The following is a 17,368-nucleotide window of genomic DNA, read 5'->3' on the forward strand; positions in this document are numbered from 1 at the left end:
CGATGCAGAACCTCATCCTCTACGTCTATACCTCGCTGCCCTTCATCGTCGTCGCGCTGCTGTGCGTGCTGGCGGTGATCGGCGCCGGCGTCGGCATGGTGCGCCCGCGCTGGCTGGCCTATGCCTACATGCTGGTGTACTTCTTCAAGAACTCGACCAACTACGGCTCGCTGGCGACCATGGGCACGCCCGGCATCTACACCCGCGGCTCGGGCGTGCTGCTGTTCTGGATGATGTTCGCATTCTGGTGCTGCGCCCGCGTGTCGGCCAACTTCCAGCGCTACCCGACTCCGGCCTGCAACCTGCGGCCCTGGTTCCTGGGCTGGATGCTGCTGCTGGGCGGCCACGTCGCGGTCGGCCTGTTCATGGACATCAAGCTGGCCGATATCCTGGCCGTGTCCGGCTTCTCCAACATCGTCTGGATGGCGCCGCTGGTCTCGCTGATGGTGCTGTCCTTCCGCACCCGCGAGGATGCGATCGAGCTGTCGCGCTTCATCATGCTGGCCGGCCTCGGACGGGCAATGTTCGGCCTGGTGCGCTGGGCCGTGTTCAAGGGCGACCCGAACAATGTATACGCCAACATGAATGCGATCAAGATCAAGCTGACCTTCTTCGACATCAACGACAGCCTGCTGTGCACCATCGCCTTCGCGATCGCCGCCGTCCACCTGTTCCAGGTCGTGAAGGCCCAGCGCTCGAGCTTCTGGCGCCTGGTCGAATGGGCAACCCTGGGCGCGACCGCGATATGCGTGGTGCTGTCCTACCGCCGCAGCGCCTGGATCGGCTTCGTGCTGGCGGGTCTGATCATCATGATGCGCTTCCCGATGCAGCGCCGCATCCAGTTGCTGGTGCTCGGCACCCCGGTGGTCGGCGCCGGCCTGCTGGTCGCGGCCTTCCGGCGCCTGGGCCAGACCAAGGGCGCCGGCCACGGCCTGTCCAGCCTGTTCTTCGACATGCAGTCGAAGCGCTTCGGCAGCGAGAGCGAGCGCGTGATGGAGCTGAAGTTCGCGCTGGCCGACTTCTTCTCGCATCCGCTGACCGGCATCGGCACCTGGGGCCGCTACTCGGGCTACCAGCAGATTTCCTGGCAGGCCGGCCAGGACGGCGGCCTGTTCCTGCATAGCGGGGTGCTGCACATCGCCCTGAAGGCCGGCCTGCCGGGCCTGATCCTGCTGGGCGGGACGATCTGGGCCTTCTGCGCCTTCACGCGCCGGGCCCTGCGCTCGGTGCCGCCGGAGCTGCTCGGCCTGGCGACCGCCGGTGCGGCCGGGCTGGCCTTCATGCTGCCCGACCTGCTGGTCGGCACGCCTTTCCCGCAGGTGCGCACGACCCAGATGCTGGCGATCTGCCTGGCCCTGCCTTACGTGGCGATGGCGGTATGCCGCGAGCAGTCGTCGGCCGAGGCGATCGTGGAGAAGAGAAAGCGCGGCCACGTCAACCTGGTGCCGGCGCACGCCTCGCTTTCATGAACCTGAGCCTGCTCCGCAACGCCTTCTCCAACCTGCTCGGCGCCGTCATCCCCGCGCTGGTGGCGCTGGGCACCGTGCCGCTGGTGGTCAAGGGCCTGGGCGACGCAAGCTACGGCGTGTATTCGCTGGTCACCGCCATCGTCGGCTATTTCGCCGTCATCGACATCAACGTCACCGCCGGCTCGGTCAAGTACATCGCCGGCTTCAACGCAAATCGGGAGAACTGCGAGGCCCAGGACCGCATCAACGAGACCGTGTTCTTCGGCCTGTCGGTGTACGCGCTGCTGGGCGTACTGGGCGGCCTGGGCCTGTTCTTCGGCGCGCGGCTGCTCGTGACCCGCGTGTTCTCGGTGCCGCCGCAGCTGGTGGGGGAGGCGGTCGCCACCCTCAAGCTGGCGGCGCTCGGCTTCTTCCTCGGCCAGCTGCAGAGTTATCTGAACAGCATCCCGCAATCGCTGATGCGCTACGACATCGCCAGCCGCATCGAGATGGTGTTCGGGACTGGCGTGCCGCTGCTGACGGTGGCGGTGCTGATGATGGGCTACGGCCTGTTCGAAGTGATCCTGCTGCGCGTAATCACGAGCGCCGTCAACTGCGTGGTGCTGTGGCGCTGCATCCGGCGCCTGCTGCCCGGGCTGGCCTGGCGCAAGCCGGGCGCGACGATCCGGCGCGAGCTGCTGGGCTTTTCCGCCTATTCTTTCCTGTCCCGCTTCGCCACGCTCTCGTATGCCTATGCCGACAAGCTGATCATTGGCGCCCTGGTCGGCGTGACCGGCCTGGCCTATTTTACGGTCGCCTCGACCCTGGCGAACCGGATCCTGAGCCTGACCTACCGCCTGTCCGGGGTGTTCTTCCCGGCCGCCAGCGCACTGGCCGCGCGCGGCGAGCTGGAACGCTTGCGCACGCTGTACCTGAAGGCCAGCCGCTATGTCGTGTTCATCAACGCCTCGGTGCTGGTACTGGTGGCCGTGTTCTCCTACCAGATCCTGTACTACTGGATGAACCCGCAATTCGCGCGCGCCGGCCAGGTGGTGCTGGCGGTGATGGCGCTGTCGCAGTTCATCGATTCGCTCACCAGCCTGCCGTCCCTGGTGAACGACGGCATGGGCCATCCGCGCTTTTCCGGCATGTTCGCGCTGGCGCGGGCCGCCTTCGGCCTGGTCGTGGTCTACCTGGGCGTGGACGGCTGGGGCATCGCCGGCGCGGCCTGGGCCCACCTGATCGCCTCGGTGCTGCTGACCTGCGCCTTCCTGGTCGCCGTGCACGGCCGCACGGTGCCGGCGCGGCTCGGCGACCTGGCGCGCCAGGCTTATCTGCCGAGCGTGTTCGGGGTCGGCCTGGTGGCCGTCGTCGCCAACGCGGGCAACCGCCTGTTCGACGGCGGTCCGCTCGACCTGGTGCTGCTGGTGCTGCTGACGATGGCGCTGCTGTTCGCCTGGGGCATGCTGTTCGTGATCGAGAAGGGCGACAAGGATCTGGCCTGGTCCCGCGTGAAAGGTCTATTGTCGATGAGGAAAACGGTTTGAAGATTCTGATGGTTTCGGAGGATTTGCCGGGCACGCAGATCGGCGGCCTAGGCAAGCATGTGGTCACCCTGTCGAACGCCTTGCTGGAGCAGGGCCACGAGGTCGACATCATGGGGCGCAGCGACCGCTTGCATGCGGACAGCGCCTCCGAGATCGGCTTTCGCGGGCGCCTGCTGCCCGGCTTCGGCTTCGAGCGTCCGGGCTGGAAGGAATCCCAGCTCGGCTTTTTCAACCCGGTCAAGCGTCCCTGGTTCGCGCGCCGCGTGGCGCGCGCCCTCCTGCGCGTGGCCGGCAAGTACGACGTGGTGCACTATCACGGCCACCTGCCGATGGCGGGACGCTATGTGCCGGACGGCGTGAACTTCGTGCAGAGCCGCCACGACCAGGGCAGCGAATGCGTGACCCACCTGCGCTTCAGGCAGGAGCACGTGTGCGAGACGCGCGACGTGCGCGACTGCGCGGCCTGTATCCATCCGGCGCCGAACGGACTGCGCCGCACGGTGTCGGGGCTCGCGGTGCGGCGCTACCGTTCCGAAACCGCCGAGTCCTTCGCGCGCCACAAGACGGTGTTCGTGTCCGATTTCCTGCGCCGCGCCTTCCTGCGCGCGGTGCCGGATGCCGACCTGTCGCGCGCGCGCGTGATCCACAACTTCATCCGGTATTCCCACCTGCGCGAGCATGCGGCGGCGCCGCACGAGGTGCGCACGGGGGAGGTGATGCTGGTCGGGCGCATCGATTCCGGCAAGGGCTTCGGCGAATTCCTGGCCCAGGTCCAGGGCTGGCTGCCGCAGCATGCGCGCGTGACCATCATCGGCGACGGCCCGCTGCGCCCCGCGCTGGAGGCGAAATATGCCGGACCGCAGGTGCGCTTCCTCGGCTGGCAGCCCTACGACGAGGTGATCCGCCTGTCGGCGCGCAGCCACGTGCTGGTCGTGCCCTCGGTCTGCGAGGAAGCCTGTTCCACCACGGTGCTGGAAGCACTGGCGCTGGGCAAGCCCTGCCTGGCGCTGGCGCGCGGCGGCACGCCGGAACTGGCGACCTACCAATACTACGACGGCCAGCTTGGGCTGGCCCAAACCATGCCGCGCCTGGTGGAGCGGCTGGTCGAGCTGCTGGGACGTGCGCCAGTGACGGTGCCGCTCCCGGCTTCCTTCCCGATGGACGTGTCGAGCGCCATTCCACGCATACTGGACTTCTATGCAGAATAATACGAGCACCAAGCCTACCTTCTCGATCGTCACCTGCACCTGGAACAGCGCCGCCACCCTGGCCGACACCCTGGCCTCGGTGCAGCGCCAGACCTGCCAGGATGTCGAACACATTTTCGTCGACGGCGGCTCCACCGACGGCACCCTCGAGATGATCGCCGCCTACCCGGGCCGCAAGCGCGTCCTGCGCGACGTCGGCGGCGGCATCAGCCGCGCCATGAACCAGGGCATCGAAGCGGCCACCGGCGAATATGTGGCGCACCTGCATTCGGACGATTACTATGCCAGCGACGACGTGCTGGCCACCGTCGCCGAACGCTTCGCCAGCGAGCGCGTGGACTGGGTGTTCGGCAGCGTGCAGGTGCTGAAGGACGGCGAACTGATTCCGCCTTATCCGGTGCTGCCCTTCACTTACCGCTCCTTCGCCGCCGGACATGCCTCGGTGCCGCATCCGGCCGTGTTTATCCGCCGCAGCGCCTTTGGCCGGGTCGGGATGTTCGACGAAAAGCTGAAATATGCGATGGACATCGATCTCTGGCTGCGGCTGGGCCAGATCGCCCGCCCGGCGACCGTCGACCGTCCGCTGACCATCTTCCGCGACCATGCGGGCAGCGTGTCCTCGGCCAACAAGATCAAGGCGCGCCAGGAAGAATTCGAAGTGCGCAAACGCTATATGAGCCGGGCGCCGCTGGCCTTCGGGATCTACTGCCTGCGCTACATGAAGCGGATGCGGGCCTTGCGCGCAGAAGCGGCACACTGAGCGTCGCATTGACTGAAACTGTTGGTGACAAGTTGTGGTCGATCCGGCAAGTTTGCCGGATTGCTCTCTGAGTTTCCAAACTATCTTTTCAGTTAAAAAACAAACTTTGTATTCTTGTAAATATTGGCATTGAGGAGACGTCCTTACACGCGTTGGATTTTCGCGATGCACGGGAAAAAATCTTTGATTTCTAAGGGAAATTTTCCGCAAATCAATTGATGTGCGGTACTATTATTCGGAACAGATCAGCGCTTCTCACTCACAAAAAGCGCGCTTTACCGAATTCGCCTGGCGCCATGCCGACGGGTCACCCCTTGTAAGTCTTGGTTAATATTCTCGGAGCTCCCACATGAAATTTCATCGGAAAGGAATCGTCCTCGCGGTCGCCCTGACGTCGCTGTTTTGTTCGTTCAGCGCGCGCGCCGACTGGGCGCAATCCACCGATCCCCTGGTTGTCCAGCCCGCCCCGGCCAATGGCCAGGTGCAGGCGCAAAACCCGCCCGGCTTCGCCTGGGCACGCTACCCCAGCGGTCCCGCCAGCTACGTGATCGAGATCACGCCCGCCGGCGGTGCACCGGTGACGGCGACCGTCGACCGTAACTGGTACCTGCCGACCAAGGCCCTGGCCCTCGGCAATTACACCTGGCGCGTGCGCCCGGCCGGCGGATCCGACTGGTCGACCCCGCGTTCGTTCTCGATCACCAGCAAGTCGACCGTGTTCGAGGTGCCGGACAACGCCACCCTGCGTGCGCGTATCTCGGCCAAGCCGCGTCCGCGCTCGCTGCCGTCGTCGACCACGCCGTACTCGACCTGGAACACGGCCAAGAAGACCGAACTCGAGCCCTACCTGAGCCGGCTGACCAACGAGGTCAAGCTGCAGATGGGCGTGCTGCCCAACCTCAGCGATGCGCGCTGGCCGATCGCGATCTCCGCGCCGCTGACCGCGCAGATGGCCGCGCAGCAGACCGACGTGCGCAACAAGATCAACGAAGCCACCCGCCAGATGGAAGCCGCGGCCCTGCTGTGGCGCATCCGCAAGGATCCGGTCTTCCTGAACGAAGCGATCAAGCGCGGCGACCAGCTCGCTTCGCTGACCCCGACCGGCCCGACCAGCTACGCCAACCAGGACCAGGCCACCCGCCAGATCGCGCTGTCGCTGATCAAGACCATCGACATGCTGCCGGGCGACCTCGACGCGACGCGCCGTAACCGCTGGCTCGACATCGTGCGCGTGCGCACCAACGAGATGTTCAGCAACCTGGCCGGCGACAACGGCCGTCTCGATCAGTACCCGTTCGATTCGCACGGCAACACCCTGATGATCTTCATGTCGCTGATCTCGAGCCTGGCGCTGGACGACATTCCGGATGCCCAGAAGTGGTTCGACTTCTGCTTCCGCGCCTACGTCAACACCCCGTCGCCGTGGGCCGGACCGGAAGGCGGCTACGCCAACGGCACCGCCTATGCCGAGTACGCGGCCGGCTACATGGTCGCGCTGTGGGATTCGATCAACCAGGCGAGCGGCGTGAACATGTACGCCAAGCCCTGGACCCTGGGCTTCCTCGACTTCGCCATGATGCTGACCCCGCCGGGCGCGAAGGTCCATGCCTTCGGCGACGGCTCCGACACCAAGCCGGACCCGCGCGTGTTCCACGCCTTCGCCCAGCGCATGGTCAATCCGCGCGCGAACTGGTACCAGTCCCAGCTGCCGGGCATCGAGGACGGCATGTCCGTGCTCGAGGCGCCGTACCCGATGCCGATCGCCGGCAACACGGTGTTCACCCCGCCGTCGAATGAAGCGTATTACCCGAGCACGGGCTGGGTCGCGATCCACAGCGACATCGGCAACCCCAACCGCACCTCGTTCTACTTCAAGTCGAGCCCCTACGGTTCCTTCAACCACAGCCATGGCGACCAGAACGGCTTCCTGCTGTCGTCCGGCGGCCAGCCGCTGCTGGTCAAGGCCGGCTGGTACGACTGGTACGGTTCGCCGTACTGGACCGACTGGTACCACCAGACCAAGTCGCAGAACGCAGTCACCTTCGACGGCGGCAAGGGCCAGCTGGTCGACGGCTACCGTGAGCAGCTGCAGCGCAACGGCAAGATCACCGGCTGGGCGGTGAATGCGAACTACGACTACGCGGAAGGCGATGCGACCCCGTCCTACGGCGGTCAGCTGACGATGGCCAAGCGCCAGACCTGGTACCTGAAGGCCCAGAATGCGATCCTGGTGCGCGACAAGCTGTCGGCCGTGGTCCCGCACACCTACGAGTTCAACGTCCACGCCCCGGTGGCGTTCACGGTGGAGAGCCCGTCGAGCGTGAAGGTCGCGATCAACGGCCAGTCGGTCTGCCTGCGCGACCTGAACGGCAATGCGCCTTTCGCGACCTGGACCGGTCCGGCCCCGAAGGCCGGCGTGACCGAAGCCCATGGCGCCTTCTACCTGAAGAACGACGGCAAGTCGGTCGGCGAGTTCCTGGTGCTGATGGACGTCGGCTGCAAGCGTCCGACCGTCAAGGTCGCGGCAAGCGGCACCGGCCGCACCGTTACCATCGGCAGCCAGAGCATCACGATCAACTAAGTCAACTAAGCATCGGCTCAGCCTGGCGTCAGCCGGGCAGTCCGCCCGCCGTGCTACACTCGGCGCGCGGCCGAAGTCCTTCGCAGGCAGGCGCCGCGAAGGACTTTTTTTTCGCTGCGCACCAACAGGCATGCATGAAACAGGTATTCCTCATCGCCGCCCACAAGGATCCCGCCCAGCTGAACGCGCTGGTCGAGCAGCTGCGCGATGACGATTTCCTGATCTACGTGCACCTCGACGCCAAGGGCGCCATCGATCCCGCCGAGGTGCATCCCGCCGCGCGCCTGATTCATGAGCGCGTCGCCGTGCACTGGGGCTGCTTCAGCCAGGTGCAGGCGACCCTCAACTCGCTCGCGCAGATCGTGGTCGAGGCGCCCGAATTCGACAAGGTGCTGTTCCTCAGCGCCCAGGACTTCCCGCTGCTGTCCAACAGCGCGCTGAAGGCGGCGCTGGCGGAACTGCGCGAAAACGAACTGCTGGATACCGTGGCGATCGGCCGCGAAGCCGGCCAGTGGGCGGCCGACTACCGCTACCAGTACTTCTACCGCGATGAAGCGGGCAGGCCGGCGCGCCTGGCCTGCTCGCTGGCGAACCGCGCGATGCGCGCCTGCGGCCTCAGGCGCCGCCTGCCGGCCGGCCTGCAGCCCTACGGCGGTTCCTCGTGGTGGGCGCTGTCGCGCGACTGCGTGCGCGAGCTCCTGGCGCGCGTCCGGCGCGAGCCCGGCATCCTGCGTTTCTTCCGCAGCGTGTCCTGCCCGGACGAGATGTTCTTCCAGACCCTGGTGATGAATTCCCGCTTCAGGGACCGGGTGCTGTCCGAGAACTTCCGCTACATCCAGTGGCCGGAGCAGGGCGCGCGCAACCCCAAGATCCTCGACGAGCACGACTTCGAACGCATCGCCGCCTCGACCGCGCATTTCTGCCGCAAGATCGACAGCCGGGCGAGCGCGGGGCTGCTGCCGCGGCTGCTGGCATTGCGCGGTTCCTGATCGCGTACTGTTGGCTTTTGCGTGGGCATGGTATGCCCACCCTACGTTATCATCGGCCCATGCCAAGCCAAGCCCCTGTACCGAAGCTGTCGATCGCCTTCATCGTCCGCGATCCCCTGCCACCCATCCGCGCCGACGTGCTGACCCTGTTCGGCGCCGAGATGCCGCGCTACGGCGTGTACACGGAACTGGTGGGGCAGGGCGGGGCCGATGCGCCCGGTTCGCCCTGGGCGGCCGGCGGCATGCATGTGGTGGGCAGCCTGCGCTCGCGTTTCGCCAGCGTCTGCTCGCCGCTGTGGGATTTCCTCGGCCTGTGCCGCGCGCTGCGCGAACAGCGGCCGGACTGCCTGCAGGTGCGCGACAAGATCGCCAGCGGCGTCCTCGGCCGCATCATGGCCGCGCTGCTGCGCGTGCCCTTCGTTTACTGGATGTCCTTCCCCATCGTCGAAGGTTTCGAAGTCCGCCGCGACGACATCGCGCGCCAGGAGCGCAGCCTGAAGGGCCGCCTGAAGTGGGCCGCGCACGCGCTGCGCGCCCGGGCCTCGCGCCTGGCGATCTACAAGCTGGTGCTGCCGGGCGCACGCCACATCTTCGTGCAAAGCGATGCGATGGCCGACTGGCTGGCCGCCAAGGGCTTCGACCGCGCGCGCATGACGGCGGTGCCGATGGGCGTCGACGCCGCGCTGTTCGACCGCGCGAGCGTGGCCCCGGTCGATGACGCGCGCCTGGACGGCAGAAGGGTGGTGCTCTACCTGGGGCGCATCGCGCAGTCGCGCAAGTCCGACTTCCTGCTGGACGTGGCCGCCGAACTGCGCCAGGCCGTGCCGGACGTGCTGCTGGTGATCGCCGGCGATGCGCCGTCCGACGACGAGATGGCCTGGATGCGGCGCGAGATCCGCGCCCGCGGGCTCGACGCACACGTGCTGCTGACCGGCTGGCTGCCCCAGCGCACCGCGCTCGGCTATGCGGTGCGGGCCGAGGTCGGGCTGTCGCCGATCCCGCGCGGCACCCTGTTCGACGTCTCCTCGCCGACCAAGCTGGTCGAATACCTGGCGCTGAGCATTCCCAGCGTGGCCAACGACATCCCCGACCAGCGCCTCGTCATCGAAGAGAGCGGCGCGGGCCTGTGCGTGCCGATGGAAGCCCGCGCTTTCGCCGACGCCACGCTGGCTTTGCTGAACGATACGGAACTGGCCCGGCAGTTTGCGATGCGTGGCCCAACGTACGTAAAAACCCATCGGACATATGATATTCTGGGTCGAAATGTTGCAAGAATTTACAAAAAAATCCTGACGGAGTAGCTCTTAACGATGTGGACCCGCTCGCTCAAGTTTTCCCTGCGTTCGCTCGGGCGTGAGCTGGTCCGTAACCTCTGGGGGCGCCTCTTCGTCTACCCCGCCCTGGCCGGCAACGAGTACTCGCGCCACAAGCTGGCGCGCTACGTCGAGCGGCGCGCCGCAAAAGTCGGCGTAGCGCTCGACGGCGATCCCTTCAGCCTGCCGCACCTGGCGCCCGGCACGCCGCTGCTCACGAAACAGGAGCTGCGCCAGCATCCCGAGCGCCTGCTGCGTCCGCGCCGCTTCGGTTCCCTGATCCGCACCACCATCAAGACCAGCGGCACCTCGGGCACGCCGCTGAGCATCGTCCAGTCGCTCGGCAATATGGTGCGGGAAGAGGGCTTCGTCTACCGGCAATTGCGCTGGATCGGCTGGCAGCATGGCCAGCCGCGCGCCTGGATCCGCGGCGACATCGTCTGCGCCGACCATCCGCCGGACGGCCGTTACTGGTGTCGCGACTGGGTCGGCAATATGCTGATGATGTCCTCGTACCACTTGTCCAATGAAAGCATCGGCGCCTATATCGCCGCGCTGGAAGCCTTCGAGCCGGTCGTGATCCACGCCTACCCGTCCTCGATCGCGGCGCTGGCGGCCTGGCTGAACGCGCGCGGACGGCGCTACGGCGGCCGTGCGCTGAAGGGCGTGATGACCTCGTCCGAAACGATGGAGCCGGAAGTGCGCGCGGCGGTCGAGCAGGCGTTCGGCGTGCGCGTGTTCGACTGGTACGGCCAGTCCGAGCGGGTGGCCGCGATCGGCACCTGCGAACACGGCAGCTACCACGTGCTGACCGACTACAGCGGCGTCGCGCTGCTCGAAACGGAGAACGCCAAGGCCTGGGAACTGGTCGGCACCGGCCTGAACAACCTGGCGATGCCGCTGGTGCATTACCGCACCGGTGATACGGTGGAGCCCGGCGACGGCGCGCCCTGCGCCTGCGGCCGCGTGTTCCCGACCATCAAGGCCGTGCTGGGACGCCAGGAAAAAGTCATCACCTTGCCGGACGGCCGCATGATCGGGCGCCTGGACCGCATCTTCCAGGGCCATGACAAGCACCTGGTCGAGGGCCAGGTGTCGTACCGCGGCAACGGTCGTTTCGTGCTGCGGGTGGTGACCGCCGAGGGCTGGAGCGAGGCCGACAGCCGCGCCATGGTCGACAAATTCCTGCTGCGCGTCCCCGGCGTCGAGGTAAGGGTGGAGCAGGTCGGCGCGATTCCGCGCGGCCCGCGGGGCAAATTCGAGTTCGTCGTTGTCGAAAAGGAAGGCGAACTGTGCGCACCACCGGAAATTCATGATGTATGATCGAAACATTGCCCGTTTAATAAGAGCGTGTATTTTGTTACAACAGCAGGCGACAAAACAGGGAACGGCGATGGAGAACGGCGAGTGAAAGCGCGGGCGCCACGGATTCTCATGGTCGGCACCGCACTCGAAGGCAAGGGCGGGGTGGCGGCAGTGGTTTCCGGGTTGCGCCAGCATGGTTTGTTCGAACGCGAGCGGGTGCGCTATGTCGCCACCCACCGCGAAGGCCCGGCCGCCGTCAAGGCGAAGGGCGCGCTGTCCGGCTTCTGGCACACCCTGCTGGCCTGCTTCGGCCAGCATCCGGCCGTGGTGCACGTGCATGCGGCCTCGCGCGCCAGCTTCGTGCGCAAGTCGATCGTGCTGCTGATCGCCCGCCTGGCGGGCTGCAAGACGATTTTTCACCTGCATGGCGGCGGTTTCCGCCAGTTTGCGACCGTCGAGGCCGGCAGCCTGATGCGGCGCTGGATCCGCCACACACTGGAAGCCAGCTCGGTCGTGATCACGCTGTCGAACGGCTGGGCCGATTTCGTGCACGGCTTTGCGCCGAAGGCGAAGGTGGCGGTGGTGCCGAATTCGGTGCCGCTGCCGGCGCCGTCCGGCGTTCCGGAAGAGCCGCAGCGCATCCTGTTCCTCGGCCGGCTGGAAGCGGCCAAGGGCGTGTTCGAGCTGCTCGGCGCGGGCGCCCGGCTGGCGCCGCGTTTCCCGGCGCTGCGGCTGGTGTTCGGCGGCGAGGGCGACGCCGGCGCGGTGCGCGCGCGGGCGGCCGAGCTGGGCATCGCCGACCGCATCGAATTGCCCGGCTGGCTCGGCCCCGGGGAGCGCGATGCGCAACTGGCGCGCGCCGCCGTGTTCTGCCTGCCCTCGCATGCCGAGGGCTTGCCGATGTCGATGCTGGAAGCGATGGCGGCGGGCAGGGCGGTGGTCGCCAGCAGCGTGGGCGGGATTCCGGAAACCATCGTCGACGGCGACAACGGCCTGCTGGCGCCGCCGCGCGACGAACGGGCTTTGGCAGCAAAGCTGGAACAGGTACTGGGCGATGGCGCCCTGCGCACACGGCTGGCGTGCCGTGCGCGTGCAACGATTGAGCAACATTACTCAACCGAGGTGGTGTGCGGGCAGTTGTCCGCGCTCTACCGTGAATTGGCGGGGACACAATGATGAGCGAAGCGACAGGCGTGACGTGGCTGGTGAACCGTTTGCGCTGCATGTCGGTGGCCGAGGTCGGCTACCGGATCCAGCAGGCGGCGGCGAAGGGGGTGGCGAAACGGGTCAGGCCGCGCGCCGCGCCGCCCTTGCCGCGCGCCCGCACCTTCAACGTGCCCGGCGCGCCCGCCCTGTCCAGCGCCGAACGCGAACTGCTCCTGGCCGATGCCGACAGCATCTGCGCCGGCCACGTGGTCCTGTTCGCCGAACGCCGCTTCGACGTCGGCATGCCGCCGCTCTGGAACCGCGATCCGGAAAGCGGCGTCACCGGTCCCTCGGTGTATGCCGGCGACATCGCCATCACCAACCGCGAGCTGGTCGGCGACATCAAGCACGTCTGGGAGCTGAACCGCCACCTGCACCTGGTGCGCCTGGCCCAGGCCTGGTCCATCACCAACGACGTCGCCTGGCTGCACGCACTGCACCAGCAGCTGCGCAGCTGGCTCGACCAGTGCCCGCCGCTGACCGGCCCCAACTGGAGCAGCTCGCTGGAGCTGGGCATCCGCCTGATCAACTGGAGCCTGGTCTGGCAGATGATCGGCGGCGAAAACAGCGGCCTGTTCGCCGGCGAGGACGGCGAGCGCCTGCGCGCCGACTGGCTCGATTCGATCCACGCCCACTGCAGTGCGATCGCGCGGCATCTTTCGCGGCACTCCTCGGCCAACAACCACCTGATCGGCGAACTGGCCGGCCTGTATGTCGGCGCCTCGGTCTGGCCCTGCTGGAAGTCGTCCGGCGCCTGGCTCGAACAGGCCCGGCGCGAACTCGAACACGAGGTCCAGGCCCAGTTCTCGCGCGATGGCGTGAACCGCGAGCAGGCCTTTGCCTACCACATCTTCTCGAGCGAATTCCTGTTCGTCGCCGGCCTGGTCGGGCAGGCTTGCGGCCATCCGTTCTCGCGCGCCTACTGGACCAGCCTGCAGCGCGCATTGCGATTCCTGCGCTCGCTGCGCGACGTCGGCGGCAACGTGCCGATGGTGGGCGACGCCGACGACGGCATCGTGTTCCGCCTGGATGCGCCGGGCAGCGACCGCGCGGCCCAGCTGCTGGCCCTGGGCGACGCCGTGCTGCGGCGCCACGAGAGCAGCTATGTGCCCGAACATCCCGGCGTGCGCTGGCTGCTGCACGCGTTGCCGGGCAAGCGCCCGGAAGCCGATCCGCACGAATCCGAGACCGGCTGGGCCTTCCCGGACGGCGGCTACCTGCTGTTCGGCTCCCACTTCGGCGAAGCCAACGAGATCAAGGGCATGGTCGATTGCGGCCCGCTCGGCTATCTCGGGATCGCCGCCCACGGCCATGCGGACGCGCTGGCGCTGAACCTCTCGCTCGGCGGCGAGGAATGCCTGGTCGACCCCGGCACCTATTCCTACTGGCAGGAGCACAAGTGGCGCGACTATTTCCGCGGCACCTCGGCCCACAACACGGTGCGTATCGACGGCCTCGACCAGTCGGTCTCGGGCGGGCGCTTCATGTGGCTGAAAAAGGCCCGGGCCAGCATCGAGCGCATGCCGCAGTCGCCGCACGAATTCGATTTCCGCGGTTCGCACGACGGCTACGAGCGCCTGGCCGATCCGGTACGCCACATGCGCAGTGTGCGCTTCGACGCCGCCACCTCGAGCCTGGTGGTGCGTGATGAGTTTGCTGCCAAGAAACATCATCAGGTCGAGCTGTTCTGGCATTTCGCGCCCGGCCTGTCGGTGCGCCTGGACAGCTCGGGCCTGCATGTGCGCGGCAAGCGCTTCGCCCTGCAGATGCACGCCCACGGCGCCGACCTCAAGCTGGAACTGGTGCGCGCCAACGAGAATCCGCCGCTCGGCTGGTACTCGCGCTGCTATGAATCGAAGCAGCCTTGCGACGTGCTGAAGATCAGCACCGTATCGTCCGCCGTCCCAGTCGAGTGCAGGTTTACAATAACGTTTTTTTAATACCCCGCTGTTCAAATTGTTGTTTGCATACTAATTACTAGGGAACTTGTTTCATGCTTATTTATCTGGTTGCAGGTGCTCGGCCCAACTTCATGAAGATCGCGCCGATCGTGCGCGCGCTGCAGGCGCAAACGCCTAAAACCCTGTCGTACAAGATCATCCACACCGGCCAGCACTACGACCGCGAAATGAACGATGTGTTCTTCGAAGAACTCGGCATTCCGCAACCCGACGTCTTCATGGCCGCCGGCGGCGGCAGCCATGCCCAGCAGACCGCCAAGATCATGGTCGGCTTCGAGGAGCTGTGCATGAACGAGCGCCCGGCCGCCGTGCTGGTGGTGGGCGACGTGAATTCCACGCTGGCCTGCTCGATCGTCGCCAAGAAGCTGAACATCCCGGTCGCCCACGTCGAGGCCGGCCTGCGCTCGGGCGACATGAGCATGCCGGAGGAAATCAACCGCCTCGTCACCGACAGCATCTCGGACTGGTTCTTCGTCACCGAACCGGCCGCACTGGAACACCTGCGCCGCGAAGGCAAGCCGGAATCCGCGGTCCACTACGTCGGCCACGTGATGGTCGACAACGTGCTGTACCAGGCCGACAAGCTGGCCCACGCCGATACCTCGGGCTTCGAGACCAGCGCTTTCAAGCAGGCGCGCCAGGATGCGGGCCAGCGCTACGGCGTGGTCACGCTGCACCGCCCCAGCAACGTCGACGATGCCGAGGCCTTCACCCGCATCGCCGGCGCGCTCAAGGAGATCTCGAACGAGCTGCCGCTGATCTTCCCGGTGCACCCGCGCACCCGCGCCAACCTCGACAAGTTCGGCATCGAACTCGGCCCGAACATCACGCTGGCCGGCCCGCAGGCCTACATGGCTTTCCTGAACCTGTGGAAGGACGCCGCCGTGGTGCTGACCGACAGCGGCGGCCTGCAGGAAGAGACCACCGCGCTGGGCGTGCCCTGCGTGACGATCCGCGAAAACACCGAGCGCCCCGTCACCGTCGACGAGGGCTCGAACGTGCTGGCCGGCACCGATCCGGCCGCCATCATGCTGGAGGCGCGCAAGGTCCTGCGCGGCGAAGGCAAGCAGGGCCGCCGGCCGCACCTGTGGGACGGCAAGGCGGCCGAACGTATCGTCGAGATCCTGGCGAAGGAACTCATGGAATAAAAGGATGAAAAGATGAACCAGCGGGCGAATGAGCGCATCACACTGATGGGGTGCTCCATCGACAACCTGTCGATGGAGGAAACATTGCAGACCATCGAGGGTTTCATCCATACAGGGAGGCCCCATCAGCATGTGGTGGTGAACGTCGACAAGCTGGTCAAGGCCAGCCGCGATCCGGAACTGCGCCGGATCATCAACGACTGTGCGCTCATCAACGTCGACGGCATGCCGGTCGTGTGGGCGTCGCGCCTGCTCGGCAAGCCGCTGAAGGAACGCGTCGCCGGCGTCGACCTGTTCGAGGCGCTGATGCGCCGGGCAGGAGAGAAGGGCTGGCGCGTGTTCCTGCTGGGAGCGAAGGAAGAAGTGGTCAGCCAGGTGGCCTCCACCTACCAGCGCAAGTATCCGCGGCTGGTGCTGGCGGGCTACCGCAACGGCTACTGGAAAGGCGAGGCGGAAGAAGCGCAGGTCGTGGAACAGATCCGCGAGGCGCGGCCCGACCTGCTGTTCGTGGCGATCAGTTCGCCGAAAAAAGAGCAGTTCCTCGGCCGCTACCAGGCCGAGATGCAGATTCCGTTCGCGATGGGCGTGGGCGGCACCTTCGACGTGGCGATCGGTCATGTGAAGCGTGCGCCGGTGTGGATGCAGAAGTCGGGCCTGGAATGGTTCTACCGTTTCCTGCAGGAGCCGCGCCGTATGTTCAGAAGGTATTTTATTGAAGACATGGCGTTCGTCTGGCTCTTCATCAAGGAAGCTGCTGGCGGACGCCGCAAGGCTTGACCAGGACAGGGATCACGGCGGCCACAGAAGCCGCCGCACGAATAAAACGAAGGCGCCGGCCGGGCAGCAGAGCTCGGCATGGCGACAGGCATAACTTTTACGAAAGCACAAATCAATGAAGATTCTGGTTACCGGCGGTATGGGTTACATCGGTTCGCACACCGTGGTCGAGCTGCAGAACGCCGGCCATGACGTGGTCGTGGTCGACAACCTGTCCAACGCCAACCGTTCCGTGCAGGAGCGGGTGACTCGCATCACGGGGAAGGCTTTCGATTTCGTCGAGGCCGACATCCGCGACCGTGCGGCGATGGAAGCCGCGTTCGGCGCGCACAAGGTCGACGCCGTGATCCACTTTGCCGGCCTGAAGGCGGTCGGCGAATCGGTGGCGCAGCCGCTGCGCTACTACGACAACAACGTCTCCGGCAGCGTGGTGCTGTTCGAGACCATGGCCAAGTTCGGCTGCAAGACGCTGGTGTTCTCGTCGTCCGCCACCGTGTACGGCGACCCGGCCTCGGTGCCGATCCGCGAGGACTTCCCGCTGTCGGCCACCAATCCCTACGGCCGCAGCAAGCTGATGATCGAAGACATCCTGCGCGACCTGTTCAAGGCCGAGCCGGACTGGCGCATCGCGCTGCTGCGCTATTTCAACCCGGTCGGCGCCCATGAAAGCGGGCTGATCGGCGAGGAGCCGAACGGCATCCCGAACAACCTGGTGCCCTACATCGCCCAGGTGGCCAACGGCCAGCGCGAGAAGCTGTCCGTGTATGGCGGCGACTACCCGACCCCGGACGGCACCGGCATGCGCGACTACATCCACGTGGTCGACCTGTCGGTCGGCCACGTCAAGACCCTCGACAAGCTGGTCCAGGGTCCGGGACTGCATACCTATAACCTCGGCACCGGCAATGGCAACAGCGTGCTGGAAATGGTCCATGCCTTCGAAAAGGCCTGCGGCAAGCCGATTCCCTACCAGATCGTAGACCGTCGCCCCGGCGACATTGCGAAGTGCTACGCCGATCCGACCCGCGCGCGCGAGGAACTCGGTTGGACGGCGCAGCGTGACATCGCGCAAATGTGCGCCGACTCCTGGCGCTACCAAACTACCCCAAAATAAGCATGAGGACC

The 17,368-nt window shown here is 66.3% G+C and carries 13 protein-coding genes; all 13 read left to right on the forward strand.

Annotated elements, in window-relative coordinates:
* Positions 1-2: 2 nt before the first annotated feature.
* Positions 3-1,469 carry an O-antigen ligase gene (locus AM586_RS22915; RefSeq protein WP_047823265.1) on the forward strand — a complete coding sequence of 489 codons (1,467 nt, stop codon included), beginning with the start codon at positions 3-5 and terminating at the stop codon, positions 1,467-1,469.
* Positions 1,466-2,995: an oligosaccharide flippase family protein gene (locus tag AM586_RS22920; RefSeq protein WP_047823261.1), complete on the forward strand. Its 1,530-nt coding sequence runs from the start codon at positions 1,466-1,468 to the stop codon at positions 2,993-2,995. The genes AM586_RS22915 and AM586_RS22920 overlap by 4 nt, the downstream gene beginning before the upstream one ends.
* A complete protein-coding gene (locus AM586_RS22925; RefSeq protein ID WP_082439485.1) occupies positions 2,992-4,203 on the forward strand; it encodes a glycosyltransferase family 4 protein in 1,212 nt (403 codons plus the stop codon). Before AM586_RS22920 ends, AM586_RS22925 begins: the two co-directional genes overlap by 4 nt.
* Positions 4,193-4,963 carry a glycosyltransferase family 2 protein gene (locus AM586_RS22930; protein ID WP_082439486.1) on the forward strand — a complete coding sequence of 257 codons (771 nt, stop codon included), beginning with the start codon at positions 4,193-4,195 and terminating at the stop codon, positions 4,961-4,963. Before AM586_RS22925 ends, AM586_RS22930 begins: the two co-directional genes overlap by 11 nt.
* Positions 4,964-5,312: 349 nt before the next feature.
* Positions 5,313-7,544, forward strand: a complete 2,232-nt coding sequence (locus AM586_RS22935) for a heparinase II/III family protein (RefSeq protein ID WP_047823259.1) — start codon at positions 5,313-5,315, stop codon at positions 7,542-7,544.
* A 134-nt stretch (positions 7,545-7,678) separates the two neighbouring features.
* Positions 7,679-8,533, forward strand: a complete 855-nt coding sequence (locus tag AM586_RS22940) for a beta-1,6-N-acetylglucosaminyltransferase (RefSeq protein WP_047823257.1) — start codon at positions 7,679-7,681, stop codon at positions 8,531-8,533.
* 59 nt (positions 8,534-8,592) lie between these two features.
* The gene (locus AM586_RS22945) at positions 8,593-9,834 is read left to right on the forward strand and encodes a glycosyltransferase (RefSeq protein WP_047823255.1); all 1,242 of its coding nucleotides are present in this window, start codon (positions 8,593-8,595) and stop codon (positions 9,832-9,834) included.
* A 9-nt stretch (positions 9,835-9,843) separates the two neighbouring features.
* Positions 9,844-11,169 carry a phenylacetate--CoA ligase family protein gene (locus AM586_RS22950; RefSeq protein WP_047823253.1) on the forward strand — a complete coding sequence of 442 codons (1,326 nt, stop codon included), beginning with the start codon at positions 9,844-9,846 and terminating at the stop codon, positions 11,167-11,169.
* Positions 11,170-11,280: 111 nt separating this feature from the next.
* Positions 11,281-12,327 (forward strand): glycosyltransferase family 4 protein, encoded by a 1,047-nt coding sequence (locus AM586_RS22955; RefSeq protein ID WP_047823251.1) that lies wholly within the window; start codon positions 11,281-11,283, stop codon positions 12,325-12,327.
* A complete protein-coding gene (locus AM586_RS22960) occupies positions 12,327-14,297 on the forward strand; it encodes an alginate lyase family protein (RefSeq protein ID WP_047823413.1) in 1,971 nt (656 codons plus the stop codon). The genes AM586_RS22955 and AM586_RS22960 overlap by 1 nt, the downstream gene beginning before the upstream one ends.
* 53 nt (positions 14,298-14,350) lie before the next feature.
* The gene (gene wecB, locus AM586_RS22965) at positions 14,351-15,466 is read left to right on the forward strand and encodes a non-hydrolyzing UDP-N-acetylglucosamine 2-epimerase (protein ID WP_047823249.1); all 1,116 of its coding nucleotides are present in this window, start codon (positions 14,351-14,353) and stop codon (positions 15,464-15,466) included.
* A 12-nt stretch (positions 15,467-15,478) separates the two neighbouring features.
* Entirely contained in the window at positions 15,479-16,243 is a 765-nt protein-coding gene (locus tag AM586_RS22970; RefSeq protein WP_047823247.1) for a WecB/TagA/CpsF family glycosyltransferase, read from the forward strand.
* Positions 16,244-16,358: 115 nt separating this feature from the next.
* A complete protein-coding gene (gene galE, locus AM586_RS22975; protein WP_047823246.1) occupies positions 16,359-17,357 on the forward strand; it encodes a UDP-glucose 4-epimerase GalE in 999 nt (332 codons plus the stop codon).
* The last annotated feature ends 11 nt before the right edge of the window (positions 17,358-17,368 follow it).

The sequence above is a fragment of the Massilia sp. WG5 genome, assembly GCF_001412595.2.
GTDB lineage: Bacteria > Pseudomonadota > Gammaproteobacteria > Burkholderiales > Burkholderiaceae_D > Telluria.